19 protein-coding genes are annotated in these 21,769 nt (G+C 71.4%); 11 read left to right on the top strand and 8 right to left on the bottom strand.

Annotated features, from left to right (window positions below):
• Positions 1-39 precede the first annotated feature (39 nt).
• On the bottom strand, positions 40-3,759 hold the full coding sequence (gene scy, locus ACFYYH_RS11200; RefSeq protein WP_388548818.1) for a polarized growth protein Scy: 3,720 nt from the start codon (positions 3,757-3,759) through the stop codon (positions 40-42).
• Between the two features lie 159 nt (positions 3,760-3,918).
• Complete coding sequence (mce, locus tag ACFYYH_RS11195; protein WP_388548815.1) at positions 3,919-4,347, bottom strand: methylmalonyl-CoA epimerase; 429 nt, start codon at positions 4,345-4,347, stop codon at positions 3,919-3,921.
• Positions 4,348-4,491: 144 nt separating this feature from the next.
• Here mce and ACFYYH_RS11190 point away from each other — a divergent pair, with 144 nt between their 5' ends.
• Together ACFYYH_RS11190 and meaB are read left to right on the top strand one after the other, a co-directional pair.
• Entirely contained in the window at positions 4,492-5,691 is a 1,200-nt protein-coding gene (locus tag ACFYYH_RS11190; protein WP_388548813.1) for an acetyl-CoA C-acetyltransferase, read from the top strand.
• Between the two features lie 131 nt (positions 5,692-5,822).
• Positions 5,823-6,782 (top strand): methylmalonyl Co-A mutase-associated GTPase MeaB, encoded by a 960-nt coding sequence (meaB, locus tag ACFYYH_RS11185; RefSeq protein WP_388548811.1) that lies wholly within the window; start codon positions 5,823-5,825, stop codon positions 6,780-6,782.
• 65 nt (positions 6,783-6,847) lie between these two features.
• Here meaB and ACFYYH_RS11180 read toward each other — a convergent pair whose 3' ends face one another.
• Complete coding sequence (locus ACFYYH_RS11180; RefSeq protein ID WP_388548810.1) at positions 6,848-7,567, bottom strand: PepSY domain-containing protein; 720 nt, start codon at positions 7,565-7,567, stop codon at positions 6,848-6,850.
• A gap of 114 nt (positions 7,568-7,681) precedes the next feature.
• Between ACFYYH_RS11180 and ACFYYH_RS11175 the strand changes: the two genes are divergently transcribed.
• Together ACFYYH_RS11175 and ACFYYH_RS11170 are read left to right on the top strand one after the other, a co-directional pair.
• Entirely contained in the window at positions 7,682-8,344 is a 663-nt protein-coding gene (locus ACFYYH_RS11175; protein WP_388548808.1) for a response regulator transcription factor, read from the top strand.
• Positions 8,341-9,960: an ATP-binding protein gene (locus ACFYYH_RS11170; RefSeq protein ID WP_388548806.1), complete on the top strand. Its 1,620-nt coding sequence runs from the start codon at positions 8,341-8,343 to the stop codon at positions 9,958-9,960. The genes ACFYYH_RS11175 and ACFYYH_RS11170 overlap by 4 nt, the downstream gene beginning before the upstream one ends.
• 47 nt (positions 9,961-10,007) lie before the next feature.
• On the opposite strand, the gene ACFYYH_RS11165 is transcribed toward ACFYYH_RS11170, so the two are convergent.
• The 4 genes from ACFYYH_RS11165 to ACFYYH_RS11150 all read right to left on the bottom strand — a co-directional run bounded on the left by ACFYYH_RS11165 (position 10,008) and on the right by ACFYYH_RS11150 (position 12,671).
• Positions 10,008-10,484 carry a MarR family winged helix-turn-helix transcriptional regulator gene (locus tag ACFYYH_RS11165; RefSeq protein WP_388548804.1) on the bottom strand — a complete coding sequence of 159 codons (477 nt, stop codon included), beginning with the start codon at positions 10,482-10,484 and terminating at the stop codon, positions 10,008-10,010.
• Positions 10,485-10,600: 116 nt separating this feature from the next.
• Positions 10,601-11,386 carry an AIM24 family protein gene (locus ACFYYH_RS11160; protein ID WP_388548802.1) on the bottom strand — a complete coding sequence of 262 codons (786 nt, stop codon included), beginning with the start codon at positions 11,384-11,386 and terminating at the stop codon, positions 10,601-10,603.
• A complete protein-coding gene (locus ACFYYH_RS11155; protein WP_388548800.1) occupies positions 11,383-12,033 on the bottom strand; it encodes an AIM24 family protein in 651 nt (216 codons plus the stop codon). The genes ACFYYH_RS11160 and ACFYYH_RS11155 overlap by 4 nt, the downstream gene beginning before the upstream one ends.
• On the bottom strand, positions 12,033-12,671 hold the full coding sequence (locus ACFYYH_RS11150; RefSeq protein ID WP_388548797.1) for an AIM24 family protein: 639 nt from the start codon (positions 12,669-12,671) through the stop codon (positions 12,033-12,035). The genes ACFYYH_RS11155 and ACFYYH_RS11150 overlap by 1 nt, the downstream gene beginning before the upstream one ends.
• A gap of 167 nt (positions 12,672-12,838) precedes the next feature.
• On the opposite strand from ACFYYH_RS11150, the gene ACFYYH_RS11145 reads away from it, so the two are divergent.
• From ACFYYH_RS11145 to ACFYYH_RS11130, 4 genes are all read left to right on the top strand, one after another.
• Positions 12,839-13,183, top strand: coding sequence for a DUF3817 domain-containing protein (locus ACFYYH_RS11145; protein ID WP_388548795.1), 345 nt, complete (start codon positions 12,839-12,841; stop codon positions 13,181-13,183).
• Positions 13,180-13,473: an MTH1187 family thiamine-binding protein gene (locus tag ACFYYH_RS11140; protein WP_388548792.1), complete on the top strand. Its 294-nt coding sequence runs from the start codon at positions 13,180-13,182 to the stop codon at positions 13,471-13,473. The genes ACFYYH_RS11145 and ACFYYH_RS11140 overlap by 4 nt, the downstream gene beginning before the upstream one ends.
• 183 nt (positions 13,474-13,656) lie before the next feature.
• Positions 13,657-15,432: a glycosyltransferase family 2 protein gene (locus ACFYYH_RS11135; RefSeq protein ID WP_388548915.1), complete on the top strand. Its 1,776-nt coding sequence runs from the start codon at positions 13,657-13,659 to the stop codon at positions 15,430-15,432.
• 3 nt (positions 15,433-15,435) lie between these two features.
• Positions 15,436-17,409 (top strand): galactose oxidase-like domain-containing protein, encoded by a 1,974-nt coding sequence (locus ACFYYH_RS11130; RefSeq protein ID WP_388548790.1) that lies wholly within the window; start codon positions 15,436-15,438, stop codon positions 17,407-17,409.
• Between the two features lie 186 nt (positions 17,410-17,595).
• Here ACFYYH_RS11130 and ACFYYH_RS11125 read toward each other — a convergent pair whose 3' ends face one another.
• On the bottom strand, positions 17,596-18,660 hold the full coding sequence (locus ACFYYH_RS11125) for a glycoside hydrolase family 6 protein (protein WP_388548788.1): 1,065 nt from the start codon (positions 18,658-18,660) through the stop codon (positions 17,596-17,598).
• A 268-nt stretch (positions 18,661-18,928) separates the two neighbouring features.
• On the opposite strand from ACFYYH_RS11125, the gene ACFYYH_RS11120 reads away from it, so the two are divergent.
• The 3 genes from ACFYYH_RS11120 to ACFYYH_RS11110 all read left to right on the top strand — a co-directional run bounded on the left by ACFYYH_RS11120 (position 18,929) and on the right by ACFYYH_RS11110 (position 21,707).
• Positions 18,929-19,435 carry a MarR family winged helix-turn-helix transcriptional regulator gene (locus ACFYYH_RS11120; protein ID WP_388548785.1) on the top strand — a complete coding sequence of 169 codons (507 nt, stop codon included), beginning with the start codon at positions 18,929-18,931 and terminating at the stop codon, positions 19,433-19,435.
• A gap of 154 nt (positions 19,436-19,589) precedes the next feature.
• Positions 19,590-19,919: a DUF3817 domain-containing protein gene (locus ACFYYH_RS11115; RefSeq protein ID WP_388548782.1), complete on the top strand. Its 330-nt coding sequence runs from the start codon at positions 19,590-19,592 to the stop codon at positions 19,917-19,919.
• Between the two features lie 87 nt (positions 19,920-20,006).
• Positions 20,007-21,707, top strand: coding sequence for a methylmalonyl-CoA mutase (locus tag ACFYYH_RS11110; protein ID WP_388548779.1), 1,701 nt, complete (start codon positions 20,007-20,009; stop codon positions 21,705-21,707).
• Positions 21,708-21,769: the final 62 nt, after the last annotated feature.

Genomic DNA, 21,769 nt, shown 5'->3' with positions numbered 1-21,769 from the left:
TGCCGGTTTGATCTGGAGAATGTCCAGCCTTTTGAGTGGCTAGCTGTCGGACGACTTGCCACTCGATCGGGTGGTTCCCGCAGCGGCGCCCGCCTTGACCTGGGTGTCCTTCGTAGGACCGGCGGGTGCCTCAAACGACTCCAAAGCTTCGAGTACATCCTGGACGCGGGAGATCTCCGCCTGGATGTCCTCGCGTCTGCGCACCAGGACATCGAGCTCGCGCTTGCCGTCCTCGACCGTCTTCTTGGCCTCGCGGGCCGCGTCGGCGCGCAACTCCTGGGCCTCTCTGATGAGTTCGGCCTTCTTCTGCTCGGCCTCCTTGAGCAGGGCCTCGGCCTTCTTCACGGCCGCGATCCGCACTCTGCTCGCCTCGGAACCGGCCTCGGCGACCAGCTCCTTGGCCTTGTGGTCGGCCTCGGCCCGCTGCTCCTTGGCGGCCTTCATCAGATTGTCGACGCGCTCGCCGACGGTCTTGAGCTGCTCGGACGTCTCCCGGCGGGCCCGTTCGTGGAGCTGCTCGATCTCGCTCTCGACCCGGACCCGCAGCTCCTCGGCCCGGTCCCGGATGGCCGTCGCGTCCCGCCGCGCGCCGACGAGCAGCTCGTCCGCGTCCGTACGGGCCTTCTCCACCAGGGAGTTGCCCTCGACGGTGGCGTCCGCGGTGATACGGCCGGCCTCCTTGCGGGCCGCGCCCACCATCGCGTCGGCCTGCGTCTCCGCCTCGGTGGCGGCGCGCAGCGCCTCCTCCTGGGCCTTGTTGATGAGCTGGTCGGCCTGCTCGGCGGCGTCGGCACGGCGCTTGGCCGCGTCCTTGCGCGCCTCGTCCAGGAGCCAGTCCGTCTCCTCCTGGGCCTCGTTCCTGAGCCGCTCCGCGGCGGCCTCGGTGTCGGCCTTGAACTGCTCGGCGTCGGCACGCAGCCGCTCGGCGGACCGCTGCGCGGCGCCCACCGTCTCGGCGGCCTCGGCGCGCATCCGCTCGGACTCGCCGGTGGCCTCCGCGATGAGCCGGTCGGCCTGCGCGGCGGCGTCGCCCCGGATGCGGTTCGCGTCCTCCCGGGCCTCGGCACGGGCACGGGCCGCGTCCCGCTCGGCCGCCGCCAGCGCGTCGGACGCCTCGGTCCGCACCCGCTGCGCGTACTCCGCGGTGTCGGCGCGCATCCGCTCCGCCTCCGCGATCGCGTCGCCCACGGTGCGCTCGGCCAGGGACTGCGCGGCGTCGGCCTCCTCCTGGGCCCTGGCACGGATCCGGCCGGCGTCCTCCGACGCGCGCTCCCGCTCCGCGTACGCGTCCGCGCGTACCCGGTCGGCCTCCTCCTGTGCCTCGGACCTCGTCCGCCCGGCCGCGTGCTCGGCGGCGGAGCGCAGCCCGGCGATCTCCTGTTCGGCCTGGTCCTGGAGACCGGCGACCGCGTCCCGTACCTGCTGGGCGGTCTGCTCGGCCGCCGCCACCAGCTCCGTGGCGCGGTAGTCCGCCTCCGAGACCAGCCGGTGCGCCTCGGCCTGCGCCTCCTCGACCCGCTTACGGGCCGAGGCGAGCAGCTCCTCGCTCTGCTCGCGCGCCCGCTCGCGCTCCTGGTCCGCCTCGGCGCGGGCGGCCGTCAGGGTCTCCTCGGCCTCGCGGCGGCGGCGGATCGCCTCGTCCTGCGCGGCGGCCAGCGCCTCGGCGGCCTCCGTGCCGACCCGCTCCGCGGCGGCGGCGGCCTCCGCCCTGACCCGGTCGGCGGTCTCCTGCGCCTCGGTCTTGAGCCGCTCGGCCTCCGTGGCGGCCTCGGTACGCAGCCGTACCGCGACGGTCTCCGCCTCGGCGCGGTACTCCGAGGCGTCGGACGCCGCCTCGTCACGGAGCCGCTCGGCCTCCCGCTCGGCCTGCGCCCGCAGCGTACGCACCCGCTCGGCGGACTCGGCGCGCAGCCGCTCCGCCTCCTCCGAGGCCTCACGGCGGATCCGCTCGGACTCGGCGCGCGCGTCGGTGAGCGCCGCCTCGGCGGCGGCCAGCCGCTGCTCCGCCTCGGTGTGCAGCCGGGTCAGCTCGTCGGCCGCCTCGGCCTTGCGGGCCTCGACACCGCGCTCGGTCTCCTCGCGCAGCTCGGCCGCGGCCTGCTCGGCGGCGGCCCTGGTGGCCTCGCCCTGCTCCTCGCCCTCGGCGCGCAGCCGCTCGGCCTCGGCCCGGGTGCGCTCCAGCGTCTCCTCGGCCTGCCGGCGCAGCGTCGTGGCGCGCTCGATGGCCTCCGTACGGACCCGCTCGCTCTCGGCGGTGGCGCCGGAGCGCAGCTCGTCGGCGTCCGCCTTGGCCTTGGTCAGCAGCTCCTCGGCGGACCTGGCCGCCTCCTCGATCTGCTGGACGGCCTCCCGGCGGGCCTCGCCGCGGATCCGCTCGCCCTCGGCGACCGCCTCGGACCTGAGCTGCTCGGCCTCGCCGCGCAGCCTGCGGGCCTCCTCCTGGAGCTCGACCGTCTTGGCCCGGTACTCCTTGGTGTCGTCCTTGGCCGCGCCCTTGAGCTGGTCGGCCTGCTCGGCGGCCTCGCCGCGCAGCCGGTCCGCCTCGGCCTCCGCCTCGCGGCGGATCCGGTCGGCCTCCTCACTCGCCGACCTGGTGGTGGCCTTGGCGTCGTCCGAGGCCTTGGTCAGGACCTCCTCGGCGGTCCGGGCCGCCTTGGCGAGCTGGGCCGCGGTGTCCTCCGCGGCGGCCGTACGGGCCTTCTCGGCGGCCTCGGCGACCAGCTTCTCGGCCTCGGCGCGGGCGTCGGCGAGCGCCTCCTCGGCCTCGGCCCTGGTGGCCTCGGCGTCCTTGGTGGCCTCACCGACCAGCCGGGCGATCTCCGACTTGGCCGTACGGGTGCGCTGTTCGTTCTGCGACTCGACCCCGGCCAGCCGCTTGACCGCGCTCTCCTTGGCCTCCGCGACGACCTTCTCGGCCTCCGCGCGGGCCTCGCGCAGCCGCTCCTGGGCCTCCTGCATCCGCTGCTCGGCGGCGCGGTTCAGCTCGGCGGCCTGCTGGCGGGCCTGCTCGGCCTCGGCCGCCGTGGACGCGCGCAACTGCTCGGCGTGGCCGGAGGCCTCCTGCGCCTGCGCGGACGCGGCGTTCAGCAGCCGCTCGGCGTCCCGGCGGGCCCGCAGCAGGATCGCTTCGGCTTCCGACCTGGCCGCCTCGGACTCCGAGCCGAGCCGGCGGCGGGCCTCCTCGGTGACCCGGGCGGCCTCCGCGCGCGCAGCGGCGAGGGACTGCTCCGCCTCGGCGCGGGACTCGTCGAGCAGCCGGCGGGCCTGTGACTCCGTACGGGCGCGGAGCTGCTCGGCCCAGGCGACGTTCTCGTTGACGTGCGACTCGACGGTCTGCCGGCGCTCCGCCAGCTCCTGGTCGAGCCGCTGGCGGCGCTGGACGGCCTCCGCGTGCAGCTCGGCCTGGAGCCTGGCCTGGTGCTCGGCGTGCTCCTGGAGGATGCGCTGCGTCTGGGCGCGGGCCTCACGCAGTTCGCGCTCCGCGTCGGCGCGCATCTGCTCGGCCTGGATCTGGGCATTACGGAGGAGCTGCTCGGCCTGATAGCCGAGGTCGCCGTTGTCGTAGGACGACGGGCGCGTGGCCAGTGTGCGGCGTGCCTCGTGGAGCTTGGCGCGCAATACCTCGACCTGGTAACCGAGGTCCTCGGCGTGCTGGACGGCCTTCTCCCGCGCGGTCTTCAGCCGTTCCATCTCGGCTTCGAACCGCGAGAGGTGGTCGTCGTCAGCTCGGTGGCTCTCCTGGCGTTCGTAGCCCCGCACTGCGCGGTCCCATCCGTCCCCTGGTCGCAACTGCCCAATCGAGCACCGTTCGCGGCGAACGGCCCCCCGGGGAATGGTGTCAGATCAACGGCAGGGGCGCGGCCCCGGCCCGGCCCCGGCCCGGAGCGCCCCACTCTACCGGGCCGGGAATCCTTAAGGTCAGTGCTCCTGGGCGGAGGTGACGAGTTCTGTGAGGACTCCGTGACAGTCCTTCGGGTGCAGGAAAGTGATGCGCGAGCCCATGGAACCCCTGCGCGGCTCGTCGTAGAGCACCCGTACGCCCTTGTCACGGGCCGCCTGGGCGTCCCCGTCGACATCCGCGGTGCCGAAGGCGATGTGGTGCACGCCCTCGCCGTTCTTCGCGAGCCACTTGCCCACGGGGGAGTCCTCCCGGACGGGTTCGAGGAGCTGGAGGTACGAAGCCCCGCCGTCGGACGTCTCGTTGATCTTGAGCATGGCCTCACGGACGCCCTGCTCCTCGTTGACCTCGGTGTGGAAGACCTCGAATCCGTAGGTGGCCCGGTAGAACTCGACGGTGGCGTCGAGATCGAAGCAGGCGATTCCGATGTGGTCGATTCGCGTCAGCATGGAAACAGTGGAGCGCCACGGCGGCGGTTACGCAACGTGCGCGCGATCACACGCACGGCCGGGTGACCCCGGCGCGTACCGCTCAGTACATTGGAGTAAACCCTCGTTCACTCCTCACGCTCCACGCAAAGGGGATCGCGTCTCATGTCGGATACGAACACCACCACCTCCGTGATCGTCGCGGGCGCCCGTACCCCCATGGGACGGCTGCTCGGTTCGCTGAAGTCCTTCTCCGGCGCGGAGCTGGGCGGCTTCGCCATCAAGGCCGCGCTGGAGCGGGCCGGGATCAGCGGCGACCAGGTGCAGTACGTGATCATGGGCCAGGTGCTCCAGGCCGGGACGGGGCAGATCCCGGCACGCCAGGCGGCCGTCAAGGGCGGCATCCCTATGGACGTTCCGGCACTCAGCGTCAACAAGGTCTGTCTCTCCGGCCTCGACGCGATCGCGCTCGCCGACCAGCTCATCAGGGCCGGTGAGTTCGAGGTCGTGGTGGCCGGTGGCCAGGAGTCCATGACCAACGCCCCCCATCTGCTCCCCAAGTCCCGGGAGGGCTACAAGTACGGCGCGATCGAGTTGCTCGACGCGATGGCGTACGACGGGCTGACCGACTCATTCGAGGAGATCGCCATGGGCGCCTCGACGGAGAAGCACAACACCCGGCTCGGTATCGCGCGCGCCCCGCAGGACGAGTTCGGCGCGCTCTCCCACCAGCGGGCCGCCGCCGCGCAGAAGAACGGCGTCTTCGAGTCCGAGATCGTCCCCGTGGAGATCCCGCAGCGCAAGGGCGACCCGGTGATCTTCGCGCAGGACGAGGGCATCCGCCCCGAGACCACCGTGGAGACCCTGGCCCGGCTGCGTCCGGCGTTCGACAAGGACGGCACCATCACGGCGGGCACCTCCTCCCAGATCTCCGACGGCGCCGCGGCGGTCGTGGTGATGAGCAGGGCCAAGGCGGAGGAGCTGGGCCTGGAGTGGATCGCCGAGATCGGCGCCCACGGCAATGTGGCGGGCCCGGACAACTCGCTCCAGTCGCAGCCGTCCAACGCCATCCGGCACGCGCTGAAGAAGGAGGGCCTGGGCGTCGAGGACCTCGATCTCATCGAGATCAACGAGGCCTTCGCGGCGGTCGCCGTGCAGTCGATGAAGGACCTCGGGGTGTCCCCGGAAAAGGTGAACGTGAACGGCGGCGCGATCGCCCTCGGTCACCCGATCGGGATGTCCGGCGCCCGGCTCGTCCTGCATCTGGCGCTGGAGCTGAAGCGGCGCGGCGGCGGTGTCGGCGCGGCGGCGCTCTGCGGCGGCGGCGGCCAGGGCGACGCGCTGATCCTGCGCGTGGCCGGTTAGACCGTACGTCCCCCCTTCCATCGGGCAGACCGCCGTACGTCCCCCCTTCCATCGGGTCCATCGAGCAGTACCCACGGGTGCGTGCGTCCCGAGCGGTCCGTACACCGCCGAGCAACGGAACTGGAGCTGTGATGCAAGACGTCCCCGAACTGGTGGCTCAGGCGCGTGAGGGCCGGCCGCGGGCCGTGGCCCGGCTGATCTCACTGGTCGAGGGGGCGTCCCCGCAGCTACGGGAGGTGATGGCGGCGCTGGCACCGCTGGCGGGCCGGGCCTATGTGGTCGGGCTCACCGGATCGCCCGGTGTCGGCAAGTCGACCTCCACCTCCGCGCTGGTCACCGCGTACCGGCGGGCGGGCAGACGGGTCGCGGTCCTGGCCGTCGACCCCTCGTCCCCCTTCTCCGGCGGCGCGCTGCTCGGCGACCGTGTGCGGATGTCGGAACACGCCTCCGACCCGGGCGTCTACATCCGCTCGATGGCCACCCGGGGCCATCTCGGCGGTCTGGCCCGGTCGGCGCCGCAGGCGATCCGGGTGCTGGACGCGGCGGGCTGCGACGTGATCGTGGTGGAGACCGTCGGGGTCGGCCAGTCGGAGGTCGAGATCGCCTCCCAGGCCGACACCTCGGTGGTGCTGCTGGCACCGGGCATGGGCGACGGCATCCAGGCCGCGAAGGCCGGAATCCTGGAGATCGGCGATGTCTACGTGGTCAACAAGGCGGACCGCGACGGCGCCGACGCGACGGCCCGCGAGCTGAACCACATGCTCGGCCTCGGCGAATCCCGGGGCCCCGGCGACTGGCGCCCGCCGATCGTCAAGACGGTGGCGGCGCGCGGCGAGGGCATCGACGAGGTCGTGGAGGCGCTGGAGAAACACCGGGCCTGGATGGAGGAGCACGGCGTCCTCGCCGCCCGCCGGACCCGGCGGGCGGCCCACGAGGTGGAGGCCATCGCCATGACGGCCCTGCGCGCCCGCATCGGCGACCTGCACGGCGACCGCAGACTGGACGCCCTGGCGGAACGCATCGTCGCGGGCACCCTGGACCCGTACGCGGCGGCGGACGAACTGGTGGCGGGAATCACGCAGGCTATTTGAGGCCGCGCCGGAAGGGGTGCCGCCCGGCCGTCGTGGTGGCCGGGCGGCAGGAGGGCGCCCGCCGGTCAGTCGTCCCGGCCGTCGTCGTCCCGGTCGTCACCGTGCCGGCCGCCGGCGTCGTCGGCACGGTCGTCGCCGCCGCGGTCGTCGTCCCGGTCGTCGGCGCGGTCCGCCGTGACCTTGCCCGTGCGCGCGTGGACCTTCAGTTCGTGCGCGCGGCCGTCCTCGCCGCGTACGCCGACCTCCCAGTGGCCCGTACGGTCGTCGTCGATCTCGACGGACGTCGCGGTCCCCGGTACGGCGGCGAGCGCGGCGTCCGCCGCCTGCCGGGCGTCCACCGTGGCGCCCCGCAGCGCGGCCCGGTCGTCGCGGTCGTCGTCGTCATCGCCATCGTCGTCGGCACGGCCGTCGGCGCGTACGGTTCCGCCCGCGTCGACCTTCAGCTCGTGCCGGCGGTCGTCCTTGCCGAGGACATCGACCTCCCAGCGCCCGTCGCGGCGGTCCCGGTCGTCGCCGTCGTCGTCCCGCTCGACGGAGACCACCGTCCCGGGGACCTTCTTCAGGGCCGCGTCGGCCGCCTGCCCCGCCGTCACACCGGCGCGGCTCACCCGCGGGGAGTCGTCCGGCGCCCCGAGCCGCGACACCGGCGCCGGCAGCACGGACGTCCCCGTGGCCGTGCCGGAACCGGCGGTGCTGTCGTCGCCGCCCACGGCGACCGCGGTGTAGGTGCCGCCGCCGATCAGAGCCGCCGCGGTGATGGCGGCGATGACGAGATTGCGCTTCATGGGGTCCTCCCCGGTCGGTCCGTCTGCGAACGACCTCAATGTCCCCGAAGGAAGCTGAAGGCAGCCTGAAGCCGCCTGAAGAGATCTTCAGGTTCCGTTTGGCAAGGTGGGGGCATGCGCTTGCTGATCGTGGAGGACGAGAAGCGGCTCGCGGTGTCACTGGCCCGGGGCCTCACCGCCGAGGGCTTCGCCGTGGATGTCGTCCACGACGGCCTCGAAGGGCTGCACCGGGCCGGGGAGGGTGTCTACGACCTGGTCGTGCTCGACATCATGCTGCCGGGGATGAACGGCTACCGGGTCTGCGCCGCCCTGCGCGCCGCCGGCAACGAGGTACCGATCCTGATGCTCACGGCGAAGGACGGCGAGTACGACGAGGCGGAGGGGCTCGACACGGGCGCCGACGACTATCTGACCAAGCCGTTCTCGTATGTCGTGCTCGTCGCCCGGGTCAAGGCGCTGCTGCGGCGGCGCGGTGCGGCGGGGGCCTCGCCCGTGCTGCGGGCCGGGAGCCTCACCGTCGACACGGCGGCCCGGCGGGTCTTCCGGGAGGGGACCGAAGTGGCGCTGACCGCCAAGGAGTTCGCCGTACTGGAGCAGCTCGCGGTCCGGGCGGGCGAGGTGGTCGGCAAACCGCAGATCCTGGAACACGTCTGGGACTTCGCCTACGACGGCGATCCCAACATCATCGAGGTCTACATCAGCGCCCTGCGGCGCAAGCTGGGCGCGGCGGTCATCCAGACGGTGCGCGGCGCCGGGTACCGGCTGGTGGCGTCATGAGCGCCCCGGGCCCCGCCCGGGGCCGCCCGTTCGGCTCCGTACGGGCCAAGACCTCCCTCGGGGCGACGGCCGTCGTGGCGGTCGCGCTCGTGGCCGCCGGGATCGCGGTCCTCCTCTCGCTCCACGCGAACCTCACGGACCAGGCGGGCCGGGAGGCCGACGCCACGGCGCGCGAGGTCGCCCTGGACATCGCGTCCCAGGTGCCCGCCCGTACCTCGTACGCGGGTCTCGATCTGCCGGACGCCGAGGAGCATCCGGTGCAGGTGGTCACCGAGGACGGCCGGCTGCTCGTGGCGGGCGAGGACCTGGAACGGATCAGCGGCACCGGGGTGTCCGCCGTGCGGGCCGTACGGAGCGCTGCCCCGCGGCCGGCCGGCGAGCCCGCCGACGAGACGGGGGCCGGCGGCGCCGACGACGCGGGGGCCGGCAGCGGGGACGACGACGGCGCGGACGGCCACGGCGGTGACGACGCCGGTGACACCGGTGACGCCGACGATCCCGCCGTCGGGGAGATCGGCGACTTCATCGCGCACGGCTCGGGAAGCGCCACCGTCGACGGCAGCACGGGCGACTACCGTTTCACCGCCCTGCCGGTGACCGACGGCTCCGGCGTGACGGTCGTCGTCCACGCGGGCGCGTCACTGGCCGCCCGGCAGAGCGCGGTCGGCACGGCCGCCGTGGCGATGCTGGTGGGACTGCCCGTCCTGCTGCTGGTCGTCGGGGGAGTGACCTGGCTGGTGACCCGGCGGGCGCTCAGGCCCGTGGAGGGCATCCGGCGGGAGATGGCGGCCATCACCGCGTCCGAGGACCTGTCCAGGCGGGTGCCTGAACCGGCGGCGCACGACGAGGTGGCCCGGCTGGCCCGTACGACCAACGAGACGCTCGCCGCGCTGGAGGCGGCCGTCGACCGCCAGCGCCGCTTCGTCGCGGACGCCTCGCACGAACTGCGCAGCCCCATCGCCTCCCTGCGCACCCAGCTCGAAGTGGGCGAGGCGCACCCGGAGTTGCTGGATGTGCCGGGCGCGGTCGCGGACACCGTACGGCTTCAGCAGCTCGCCGCCGATCTGCTGCTGCTGGCCCGGCTCGACGCGGGGGAACGGCCCGGACGGACCCGGCTCGATCTGGCGGCGCTGGTGCGCGAGGAGGTCTCCCAGCGGACCCAGGACCGTGTCCCGGTGTCGGTCGACGTCCGGCGGGGGGACGGGGCCGACCAGGGCCAGGGCATCGAAGTCGCCGGTTCGCGCGGCCAGTTGGCCCGGGTGATCGGCAATCTGCTCGACAACGCCCAGCGCCACGCGCGCGGTTCGGTGGAGGCCTCGGTGCACCGGGCGGACGGTCAGGTGGTGTTCGCGGTCGCCGACGACGGCTCCGGGGTGCCGGAGGCGCAACGCGAGCGGATCTTCGAACGGTTCGTGCGTCTCGACGACGCCCGCAGCCGTGACGACGGCGGCGCGGGGCTCGGACTCGCCATCGCCCGCGATGTGGCGCGGCGCCACGGCGGCACACTCACGGTCGGCCGGGCCCCGTCGGGCGGGGCCCGGTTCGAGCTGCGGCTGCCCCCGGCGCACGACACCGCGATGCCCCCGGCGCACGACGCCGCGGCGGCCGGGTACTGAGGCGCCCGCCCCCCCCGTGCGGTCGGCCCCGCGGCCCTACAGCTTCCCTACAGTTTGCCGCGGCGTCCTCGGAGGTGTTCCGCGACGGGTGTGAGCGAGTTCCGCAGCTCCGCCAGCGCCTCGGGCGACAGCAGATCGATGAAGTGCTTGCGCACGGACGCCACATGGTGGGGCGCGACCTTCTGCATGGTCTCCATGCCGTGGTCGGTCAGTACGGCGAAGAGCCCGCGCCGGTCGGACTCGCAGTGCTCCCTGCGCACCAGCTCCGCCGCTTCCATCCGGGTGATCTGGTGGGAGAGCCTGCTCTTGGACTGGAGCGTGGTGGCCGCGAGATCACTCATCCGCATGCGCCGCTCCGCCGACTCCGAGAGATTCACCAGGATCTCGTAGTCGTTCATGGTCAGTCCGAAGGGCTGAAGGTCCTTCTCCAACTGGTGCGTGAGAAGCTTGTTGACATCGAGATGGGTGCGCCAGGCGCACTGCTCCGCGTCGGTCAGCCAGCGGGTGGCGGTCTCGGTCTCCATATATGGATTCTACCTAAGAAGTTGAATTCTGTACGGATGCCCCCGGGTGTGACGCCGCGCACCCGGCCCTCGCGGAAGGGCGCAGGCGTTCGACGTCACCCTCCGCAGACTACCGCTCACAGCCCGAAGCGACGCTGGAGGTCTCCGAACTGCCCCGGCATCCTGGGCGTCGCGCCCTGCCGGCCGGAGTGCCCGGGCGCGGGAGCGCCGCCGCCCGGTACGCCGGGCTCGTGCGGCACCGCGCCGGTCGCCTGCTCGGCCATCAGCGTCTCGGTCGACTGGAGCAGCACCGTACCCGCTCCGACGAACTCGAACTGGTGCTCCTCGCCCGAGGTGCCCCCGAGACCCGTCATCGCGCGCAGTCCGCCCAGCACCCCGGTCATATAGGCGTGGTCGTAGTGGTGGCACGGGGAGGGGCAGTCCGCCCACCCCACCAGGGCCTGCGGATCCACCCGGATGGGCGGTTCCATGAAGACGACGGGACCGTTGGACGCCGCGACGAACTTCCCCGTACCGATCAGGGTCAGAAAGCCCGGCACGATCGACTGCTTCAGCGCCAGCGAGGGCTGGTACGCCAGCAGGTTCCCGGAGCGGATCGTCAGATTGCCGTTCTCCAGGTCGTACGAGTTGACGTCGAAGGCGCGGTCCGCGAGCAGCATCTTCCCGCTGCCCTCCGCCACCACCCAGTCACTGGCGTGCAGCGGCGAGTGGAAGCTCGTGCGCAGCAGCCGCTCGAACCGGCCGTGGCCGATCCCGTTGAAGTCGATCCGCCCGTAGTAGGCGATCATCTTCCCCTTCTGGAGGAACCACTGACTCCCCTTCAGCTCCACACAGAAGGTGTACGCGTTGACGTTGTCGTCGCTCGGCAGCGTCATCGGGTCGAAGATCACGGGCGCGCTCACAGCTTCTCCTCCGACGCCTGGACGTACACCGCACCGCTGCCGCTCAGTTCGAGCTGGAAGGCCTCCCCCGAGCCGCGCCCCACCATGTCGCGCCAGCCGAGCGCGGTGGAGAGCTTGTTCCGTACGTCGCCGTGGTGCGCGACATACGCCTGCGGGTCCACATGGACGTTCCTGCCCGGGGAGATCGGCACCTCGATCACCCCGCCGTGCGCCATGACGGCGACCGCGCCATGGCCCTTGAGCGTCGTGGTGAACAGACCCTGGCCGCTCACCTGGCCGCGCACCATGCCCATGACCCCGCCCTGCGAGCCCAGGAACATCGTGCCCTGCTGGAGCGTCCCGTCGAAGGCGAGCAGCCGGTCCGCCTCGACATAGAGGGTGTCGCCGGACAGGCCGATGACCTGGATGTGGTGGCCGCCGTGGCCGAACAGCACCGTGCCGCTGCCCTCGACGGTCATCAGCGGTGTCGCCTCGTTGGCGACCCGCCGGCCGATCATCGACATCAGACCGCCCTGGCCGCCCTGGGTGTTGGGGGTGAAGCTGACCTCGCCCCGGTACGCCAGCATCGCGCCGCGCTGGCTGAACATCTTCTGGCCGGGGACCACCGTGGCCTCGACCATCTTCGAGTTGATCTCACGGAACGGCATCAGACGTCACCCCCGATCGTGTTGCGCTCGCTCGGCTGGACGTAGACGAGCCCGTCGCCCTCGAAACGGATCTGGAAGGCCTCGCCCCCGCCCTCGCCGATGAGCGTGCGGAACGTCACCCCCGCCTGGAAGTGCTGCTGGAGGCTGCCCTGGTGCGCGATATAGGCGCCGGGGTCCACCGAGAGCGGGTACTGCGGCGTCACCCGCAGGATCACCGCCGGGCCGTCCGACACGATCGCCGCCTGGCCCGTGCCCTCGACGGTGGTGGTGAACAGGCCGTTGCCGGTCGCCCCGCCGCGCAGCCCGGTGAAGGTGGTGCCGGTCCGCAGCCCGGCGTCCGTGCAGAGCAGATTGCTGGCCTCGACATAGAGCTTGTCGCCGTGCAGCGAGACAAGGTTGATCTCACTCGCGCGGTCGGCGAAATAGCAGGTGCCCTGGCCCTTCACCTCCATGACGGTCATCTGTTCGCCGGTGAGCCGGCGGGTCACCATCCCGCGCAGGCCCTCACCGCCGCCGGACATCTTCTTGAACGCCATATGGCCGTCGTAGGCGACCATCGAGCCGTTCTTCGCCTTGACGGCGTCGCCGGACATGTCCACGGCGAGCACCTTGCTGCCTTGCAGTCGGAACTGAGCCACGGATCGAAGGTAATGGGCCGGGGCGGGGACGAACAGGGCTTTCCGTCCCGGCCGCGTCCCACCCTGGTAACGGTCGGGCAAAACCGGGCTGCCACAATGGGGGCGCTTGTGCGCGCGTTCACAAGATCGCGCCGCCCGTTGCCCCCGACGACGAAGGTGCCCGCCTCGTGGACATCAAGACCGCCTCCTCCCTCCACCGCCTCCGCCTGGTCTCCGCGCCCGAGGCCGTGTCCTTCCTGCTGCTGCTCGTCTGCTCGGTGCTCAAGCGCACCACGGACTTCAACGCCGTCCCCGTGATGGGCGCGGTCCACGGTCTGCTCTTCGTCGTGTACGTCGTCTTCTGGCTGGACGCCTGGAACCGCACGAAGTGGTCCTTCGGGACCGCGGCCCTCTACTTCGTCCTCTCCGTCCTGCCGGCCGGCGGCTTCTTCGCCGAGCGCAAGCTCAAGCGCGCCGCCGAGGACGAGGTCATCGCCTCCCGCGCCCGCCGCGAGGGTACGGTGAGCGCATGATCGTCGCCTTCTCCGTCTCCCCCCTGGGTGTGGGGGAGGACGTCGGTGAGTACGTGGCCGACGCCGTCCGGGTGGTCCGCGAATCCGGGCTGCCGAACCGTACCGACGCCATGTTCACCTCCGTCGAGGGGGAGTGGGACGAGGTGATGGACGTGGTCAAGCGGGCCGTCGCCGCCGTCGAGGCACGCGCGCCGCGCGTCTCGCTCGTCCTCAAGGCCGACATCAGACCGGGCGTCACGGACGGTCTGACCTCGAAGGTCGAGACCGTCGAACGGCATCTCTCCTCCTGAGCGCCGGCTCCACCCGCCCAACAGGGAAGTGTCGGACCCAAGGGCGGACGCGCGCCACCGCCCGCGTCCGTCAGTGGTACCTCCCGCGCGGAAAACCGCTCGCACGGACGCCCCCCGGTCGACACGCAGGTCAATGTCCCGTTCTGTGGGGACATCGACCTCGTGCGATCGCTGGAGGCACCCGTGCGGCCCGACGGCTATGACTACGAGACGTTCAGTTGCCTGGCCGGTCCCCTGACGGAGCCGGACAGGAGCGGTGTGTACCGGGTGGGCTACCACAGTCTTCTCGCCCGGGAACCGCACCGCATACGCGCGGTCCTGCTGATGACCCTGGCCCCGGTCCTCTCCGGCGTCCTGCTGGTCTATCTGGTCTGGCCCACGCACCGGACCGAACGCGAGGGCGGCGACCACTGGCTGGTCGTCTTCGACGCTGTGATGCTCGGCGCGATCGGGCTGATCTCCCTCTTCATGCTGGTCAATGTCGTCTCGGTGGCCCATGCCACCCTGGTCGCGAGGGACCCCATACCCGTGCCCGCCGAGGCGGGCACCCGGGTCGCGTTCCTCACCACATACGTGCCGGGCAAGGAGCCGCTCTCCATGGCGAGGGCCACGCTCGAAGGGGCGGTACGGCTGCGCCACAGCGGCCCGCTCGACATCTGGCTGCTCGACGAGGGCGACGACTCCGAGGCCAGGGCCCTCTGCGAGGAGCTGGGGGTCCGCCACTTCACCCGTCGCGGGGTGCCCGAGTGGAACCAGGGGAAGGGCGCCCACCGGACACGCACCAAGCACGGCAACTACAACGCCTGGATCGCGATGCACGGCGAGGAGTACGACTTCTTCGCCTCCGTCGACACCGACCATGTACCGCTCCCCAACTTCCTGGAGCGGATGATGGGTTACTTCCGGGATCCGGACATCGCCTTCGTCGTCGGCCCCCAGGTTTACGGCAACTACACCTCACCGGTCACCAAGGCCGCCGAGTCGCAGCAGTTCCTCTTCCACGCGCTGATCCAGCGGGCCGGCAACCGCTACCACGCCCCCATGTTCGTCGGCACCAACAATGTCGTACGGATCGCGGCGGTGAAGCAGATCGGCGGGCTGTACGACTCGATCACCGAGGACATGGCCACCGGCTTCGAACTGCACCGCAGGCTCAACCCCCGTACCGGCCGGTTCTGGCGCTCCGTCTACACCCCCGACGTCCTCGCCGTCGGTGAGGGCCCCGCCTCCTGGACCGACTTCTTCACCCAGCAGCTCCGCTGGTCCCGGGGCACGTACGAGACGCTCTTCACGCAGTACTGGAAGGCGCCCCTGCGGATGCCGCGCGGCCGGCTGCTCAGCTACACGCTGATGCTCGTCTACTACCCGATGACCGCGGTCAACTGGTTCCTCGGCATCCTGAGCTGCGTTCTCTTCCTCTGGCTCGGCGCCTCGGGCACCCAGGTCTCCTCCTCGGTGCTGCTGATGCTCTACAGCGACGCCGCCGCCCTCCAGATCGGCCTCTACCTCTGGAACCGACGGCACAATGTCTCGCCCCACGAGCCCGAGGGCTCGGGCGGTCTGGCCGGGATGGCGATGTCCGCGCTCTCCGCGCCGGTCTACCTCCGCTCGCTCGGCTCGGCCGTGCTGCGCACCCGGGGCGGCTTCGTCGTCACCCCCAAGGGCGGCAGCGCCAGCCCCGACCGGCTGCTGACCTTCCGGCTCCATCTCTTCTGGGCCGGTGTCCTGATCGTCTCGCTGATCGCCTCGGTGTTCCTGGACCACACCCACGCGGCGATGCGCACCTGGGCCCTGCTGGCCCTGGCCATCGCCCTCGCGCCGGTCGGTGTCTGGGCCTGGACGACCTGGCGCGAGAGCGCCGGGCGCCGGGCCGCGGAGGGCGGAGCCGTCACCGTGACCGCCCCAGGAACGGGAGAGGAGCCTGAGCCCGCGCTCGCGACGACGACCGGAGGGAACTGAACCATGGCCTCCTACGGGGACAGACCGTCGAAGAAGTTCAAGAAGACGCTGATGGGCGGCGGGGCGCTGGTCGTGCTCGTCGGGCTCAACGCCCCCGCGGCCTTCTCCTTCGCCCAGGAGAAGTACCACGCGTACAAGATCGCGCAGCCGGGCTACAAGCGGCAGTACGGCTCCTGGGCGATGCTCGACGTCCCCGAGGAGTTCCGTACGAACGCGATCCACGCGGCCCTGCTGCACACCGGCAAGGTGCTGATCATCGCGGGCTCCGGCAACAACCAGAAGAAGTTCGACGAGGGATCGTTCGACACGATCCTCTGGAACCCGGCCGACGACAGCTTCCGGAAGATCCCCACGCCCGAGGACTTCTTCTGCTCGGGCCACGCCCAGCTCCCCGACGGACGGCTGCTGGTGGCGGGCGGTACGGCGCGGTACGAGGTGCTCGACGGGAAGATACGCCGGGCGGGCGGCGGTATGCGGGTCAAGAACGAGAACCCGGACCGCTCCTACACGTTCAGGAAGGGCACGCGCTTCCGTTCCCCCTCGGGCGTCGAGTACGTCAGCACCACCGATGTCACCGTGCCGAGGGCGACGAAGCAGCTCAAGGTCGGATACGGCGAGGGCGACCGGATGCTGCCCTGGAAGACGAAGGTCACGGCCGGTGAGGCACGGGTCTTCGTGGAGGCGGTCGAGGAGGGCCCGCGGGCGCTCACCACCCAGGCCGCGCAGTACGAGATCGTCGGCCTCCGGGGCAAGGACGCGGACAACCTCTACGGTCTGGCGCAGAAACTCACCACGGAGAAGCAGGACTTTCAGGGCATCAGATCCGCGTACGAGTTCGACCCGACGGCCGAGAAGTACGTACCCGTCGACCCGATGAAGCAGGCCCGCTGGTATCCCACGCTGGTGACCCTGGACGACGGCCGGGTGCTCGCCGTCTCCGGGCTGGACGATGTGGGCGCGGTGCTCACCGGCGACAACGAGCTGTACGACCCGAAGACCAAGAAGTGGTCCAAGGGCCCCAGCCGGTACTTCCCGACCTACCCCGCGCTCTTTCTGACCAAGGGCGGAAAGCTCTTCTACTCCGGCTCCAACGCGGGGTACGGGCCCGCCGACAAGGGCCGGGAACCGGGCCTGTGGGACCCCAGGACGAACACCTTCACCACGGTCGACGGACTGACCGACAGCGACAGGACCGAGACCTCGGCGTCGCTGATGCTGCCGCCGGTCCAGGACCAGCGGGTGATGCTCCTGGGCGGCGGGGGCGTCGGCGAGTCGTCCCTGTCCACGCCGCGCACGGCGATCATCGATCTGAGCAAGGACAGCCCGGCCTTCGTGGAGGGGCCCCGGCTGCCGCAGGGCACGCGCTATCTCAGCAGTGTGCTGCTCCCGGACGACTCGGTGTTCACCACCGGCGGCTCGTCGGACTACCGCGGGCGCAGCGCCAGCGACATCCTCAAGGCGCAGTTCTACGACCCGGCGAGCAACTCCTTCCGGCGCGCCGCCGACCCCACGGTGGGCCGCAACTACCACTCGGAGGCGCTGCTGCTGCCGGACGGGCGGGTGGTCACCTTCGGCTCCGACCCGCTCTTCGACGACGCGGACAACACCAGGCTCGGGACGTTCGAGCAGCGCGTGGAGATCTACACCCCGCCCTATCTCCAGGGCGACCGGGCCTCGGAGAAGAACCGGCCGGCGCTCGGGGAGGGCCCGCGGCGGACGGACCGCGAGGGCCGGGCGACCTTCCGCGCGGCGAAGCCGGAACGGATCACCAAGGCGCGGCTGATGCGGCCGAGCGCCGTGACCCACACGACGGACGTCGAGCAGCGCTCGGTCGAACTGGGCCTCACCAGGACGGGGAACACGGTGACGGTGGAGGTGCCGAAGGACCGCGCGCTGGTGCCCCCCGGCTGGTACATGCTCTTCGTCACCGACAGCGCGGGCACCCCGTCCCGAGCCAAGTGGCTCCTGGTGGAGTAACCGCACCCGGGTGCGGACCTGTTCCGGCTGCTGTCGGCCGCCGGCGAGTGAGCCGAAGGGGCGCGTCGGTGCCGAAAGGGAGAGCGCGCGGAGGCCGTGAGGTACGAGCGGTCGAGCACGGTCGACTGTCGGCATCGACATGAGGCGCCCCGGAGGCGAACCGAGCCCCAAAAATAAGGGGGGCCGTCAGGCTTTGGCTTTGCGGGCCAGGCCCAGGGCGTAGTCGGGCCACCAGGTGCCGGCGGCCGGGCCGCCGCGGCAGGGGCCGTCGGATTCGCCGGGACGCTTGATCCAGAGATACGCGTCCAGCAGCTCGTTGCCGGTGTTGGTGGTGGGCGGGGTGCCGAGCGCGCGTCCCGGCGGGTTGCACCAGGCCTCGTTCCGGTCGCCCGACAGCGGTCCGAGGCCGTTCCTGCTGGTGTCGACGGTGAAGTGGGCGTCGCCCAGCAGTCCGGAGAGCCGGGTGCCGAACGCCTTGACCGTGTCGTTCGTCTGGAAGTTGGACACATTGAGCGAGAAGCCGTCGGCCGCCTCGACCCCGGCCCGTTTGAGCGGCTCGGCGATCCTGGCCGGGTCGGAGATCCAGGCCGGGTTGCCGGCGTCGAGATAGACCGTGGTCCTCGGCTGCCGCTTCAGCCGGCTGATCGCCTGGGCGAGCAGTTCGTACCGCTCGTCGTGGTACTGCGCCGGGGTGCAGCCGTCCGCGAGATGCGGTACGGCGTCCGGCTCCAGGATCACGATGGCCGGGGCGTCGCCGATGGCCTCCGCGAAGGCGTTGATCCACTCCCGGTAGAACCCGGCGTCGGGGGCGCCGCCCGCGGAGTACATGCCGCAGTCGCGGTGCGGGATGTTGTACGCGACGAAGACCGCCGTCCGTCTGCCGGCGGCGGCGCCCCGTACGGCCCTGCTGATCCGGGGAACGGGGTTGTCCCCGGCCGGCCACTCGGCCACCGCGCGCTCCGAGATCCGCCGGAGGGCCTTCGCGTCGTCCTTACGGCCCTCCTTCTCCCACTGTCTGACCTGGCGGGCGGCGTCGCTCTCCGGGTCGATCCAGAACGGCGCCCCGGCGCCCGGCGTGTCCTCGTCGCGGACCGCGGGGGTCTGCCCGTCGGCCGGTCCCTCGGCGGAGTCCCGCCGGGAGTCGGTGGAGGACGAGCCGCAGGCGGCGGCCGTCAGCGCGAGCACCGTCGTGACGGCGGCGGTGAAGGCGGCGGTGAGTGAGTACGAACGGTGCGGTCTGCGGCCGGACATACAGCCCCTCGGACGACGACTGACCACTGGGGAGTGGTGGCTGGCAGGTGGTGACGGTTGCGGCGGTGGTGACGGGGTGTGGCGGTGACGCGGATGCGTGACGGTGGCGGGCCGCGTGACTGCAACGGCAGGGAAAAGGCTGGCTCATCGTGACATAGCGGTACATCTCCGCCGGGCTGCGACACCGCGGGCCCCCTCGGCGGGACCGGTGAGACCGAAGGGCGAGACGGGGCTGACCGCTATATGACCAGTGGGTAAGGTCGATGCCGTGCCGAAGCCGCTCAACCTTCCCTTCGACCCCATCGCCCGCGCCGACGAGCACTGGCAGCGGCGCTGGGGTCCCGTTCCCGCCATGGGCGCCATCACCTCGATCATGCGCGCGCACCAGATCCTGCTGGCCGGGGTCGACGCGGTGGTCAAGCCGTACGGGCTGACGTTCGCCCGCTACGAGGCGCTGGTGCTGCTCACCTTCTCCAAGGAGGGGGAGCTGCCCATGTCCAAGATCGGCGAGCGGCTCATGGTCCATCCGACCTCCGTCACCAACACCGTGGACCGGCTGGTGACCTCGGGGCTGGTCGACAAGCGGCCCAACCCCAACGACGGCCGCGGCACGCTCGCCTCCATCACGGAGAAGGGCCGCGAGGTGGTGGAGGCCGCCACCCGCGATCTGATGGAGATGGAGTTCGGACTCGGGGCGTACGACGCGGAGGAGTGCGCGGAGATCTTCGCGATGCTGCGCCCGCTGCGCGTGGCGGCCCGGGACTTCGAGGAGTAGCCCGCCCGCCGAGGGCGGCGGCCCGCCGGAAGTCGGGGGCCGGACCGCGGTGGAGTACGGGCCGCCGGGCCGGGGAGGCGGGGCGCGGGCCGCCGGGGAGGCCGGGTGCGGGCCGCCGGAAGATCGCCGGTCGCGCCCCGTTACGCTCGTCGCCATGAAACAAAGCGTGCTGTCCCGCTACCGGGTGATGGCGTATGTCACCGCCGTATGGCTGCTGGTCTTCACCGTGGCGATCGTCATGAAGTACGGGTTCGACACCGGCGACACGATGCTCATCTCCCAGATCCACGGTGTGCTCTTCATCGTGTACGTGGTCTTCGCCTTCGACCTGGGCTCCAAGATGAAGTGGCCGTTCGGCAAGCTGCTCTGGGTGCTGGCGGCGGGCTGTATCCCGGTGGCGTCCTTCCTTGTCGAGCCGAGGATCACCCGCGAGGTCAAGGCGCAGTTCGCGGAGCAGGACGCCGCCTTCGCCGAGGCCCCGTAAACCCCGGGCCGCCTTTCCGCCCGCGTGGAGGAACGCGCGGGCGGCTGCCATCGACATTTACTTGGACGTCCTAGTAAATTTGAGCGTATGGACGCCGACGCGATCGAGGAGGGCCGCCAGCGCTGGCAGGCCCGTTACGACAAGGCCCGCAAGCGCGACGCGGACTTCACCACGCTCTCCGGTGACCCGGTGGAGCCGGTCTACGGGCCCCGGCCCGGTGACACCTACGAGGGCTTCGAGCGGATCGGCTGGCCCGGCGAGTACCCCTTCACCCGGGGGCTCCACCCGACCGGCTACCGGGGCCGGACGTGGACCATCCGCCAGTTCGCCGGCTTCGGCAACGCCCAGCAGACGAACGAGCGCTACAAGATGATCCTGGCCGCCGGCGGCGGCGGGCTCTCCGTCGCCTTCGACATGCCCACGCTCATGGGCCGTGACTCCGACGACCCGCGCGCGCTCGGCGAGGTCGGCCACTGCGGTGTCGCCATCGACTCGGCCGCCGACATGGAGATCCTCTTCGGTGACATCCCGCTCGGTGATGTCACCACGTCGATGACGATCAGCGGCCCCGCCGTCCCGGTCTTCTGCATGTACCTCGTCGCGGCGGAGCGCCAGGGCGTCGACCCCGCCGTCCTGAACGGCACGCTTCAGACCGACATCTTCAAGGAGTACATCGCCCAGAAGGAGTGGCTCTTCCAGCCGGAGCCGCATCTGCGGCTGATCGGTGATCTGATGGAGCACTGCGCCCGCTCGATCCCCGCGTACAAGCCCCTCTCGGTCTCCGGCTACCACATCCGTGAGGCGGGCGCGACGGCCGCGCAGGAGCTGGCGTACACCCTCGCCGACGGCTTCGGCTATGTGGAGCTGGGGCTCAGTCGCGGTCTGGACGTGGACACCTTCGCCCCCGGGCTCTCCTTCTTCTTCGACGCCCACCTCGACTTCTTCGAGGAGATCGCCAAGTTCCGCGCGGCCCGCCGGATCTGGGCGCGCTGGATGAAGGAGGTCTACGGGGCGAGGACCGACAAGGCGCAGTGGCTCCGCTTCCACACCCAGACGGCGGGTGTCTCGCTCACCGCGCAGCAGCCGTACAACAACGTCGTACGGACGGCGGTGGAGGCGCTGTCGGCCGTGCTCGGCGGTACGAACTCCCTGCACACCAACGCGCTGGACGAGACCCTCGCCCTGCCGAGCGAACAGGCCGCGGAGATCGCGCTCCGTACGCAGCAGGTGCTGATGGAGGAGACGGGCGTGGCCAATGTGGCCGACCCGCTCGGCGGCTCCTGGTACGTGGAGCAGCTCACCGACCGTATCGAGGCGGACGCCGAGAAGATCTTCGACCGGATAAAGGAGCGCGGACTGCGTGCCCACCCGGACGGACGTCACCCGATCGGTCCCATCACCTCGGGCATTCTGCGCGGGATCGAGGACGGCTGGTTCACGGGTGAGATCGCCGAGTCGGCGTTCCAGTACCAGCGCTCGCTGGAGAAGGGCGACAAGCGGGTCGTCGGCGTCAATGTGCACCACGGCTCGGTGACCGGTGATCTGGAGATCCTGCGGGTCAGCCACGAGGTCGAGCGCGACCAGGTCCAGGTGCTCGGGGAGCGCAAGGCCGCCCGCGACGACGCCCGGGTGCGTACGGCCCTGGAGGCCATGCTCGCCGCCGCCCGCGACGGCTCGAACATGATCGGCCCGATGCTGGAGGCGGTACGGGCGGAGGCGACGCTCGGCGAGATCTGCGGCGTCCTGCGGGACGAGTGGGGCACCTACACGGAGCCGCCCGGCTTCTAGGGCTTGTCGAACGGAGATTGTCGAACGGAGAAAGCAGACGGCCGCAGACGGCCGCGGACGGC

The sequence above is a fragment of the Streptomyces sp. NPDC002018 genome, assembly GCF_042890865.1.
Lineage (GTDB): Bacteria > Actinomycetota > Actinomycetes > Streptomycetales > Streptomycetaceae > Streptomyces.
The sequence above is the reverse complement of the archived record's forward strand: the minus strand, read 5'-3'. Positions and strand labels throughout refer to the sequence as shown.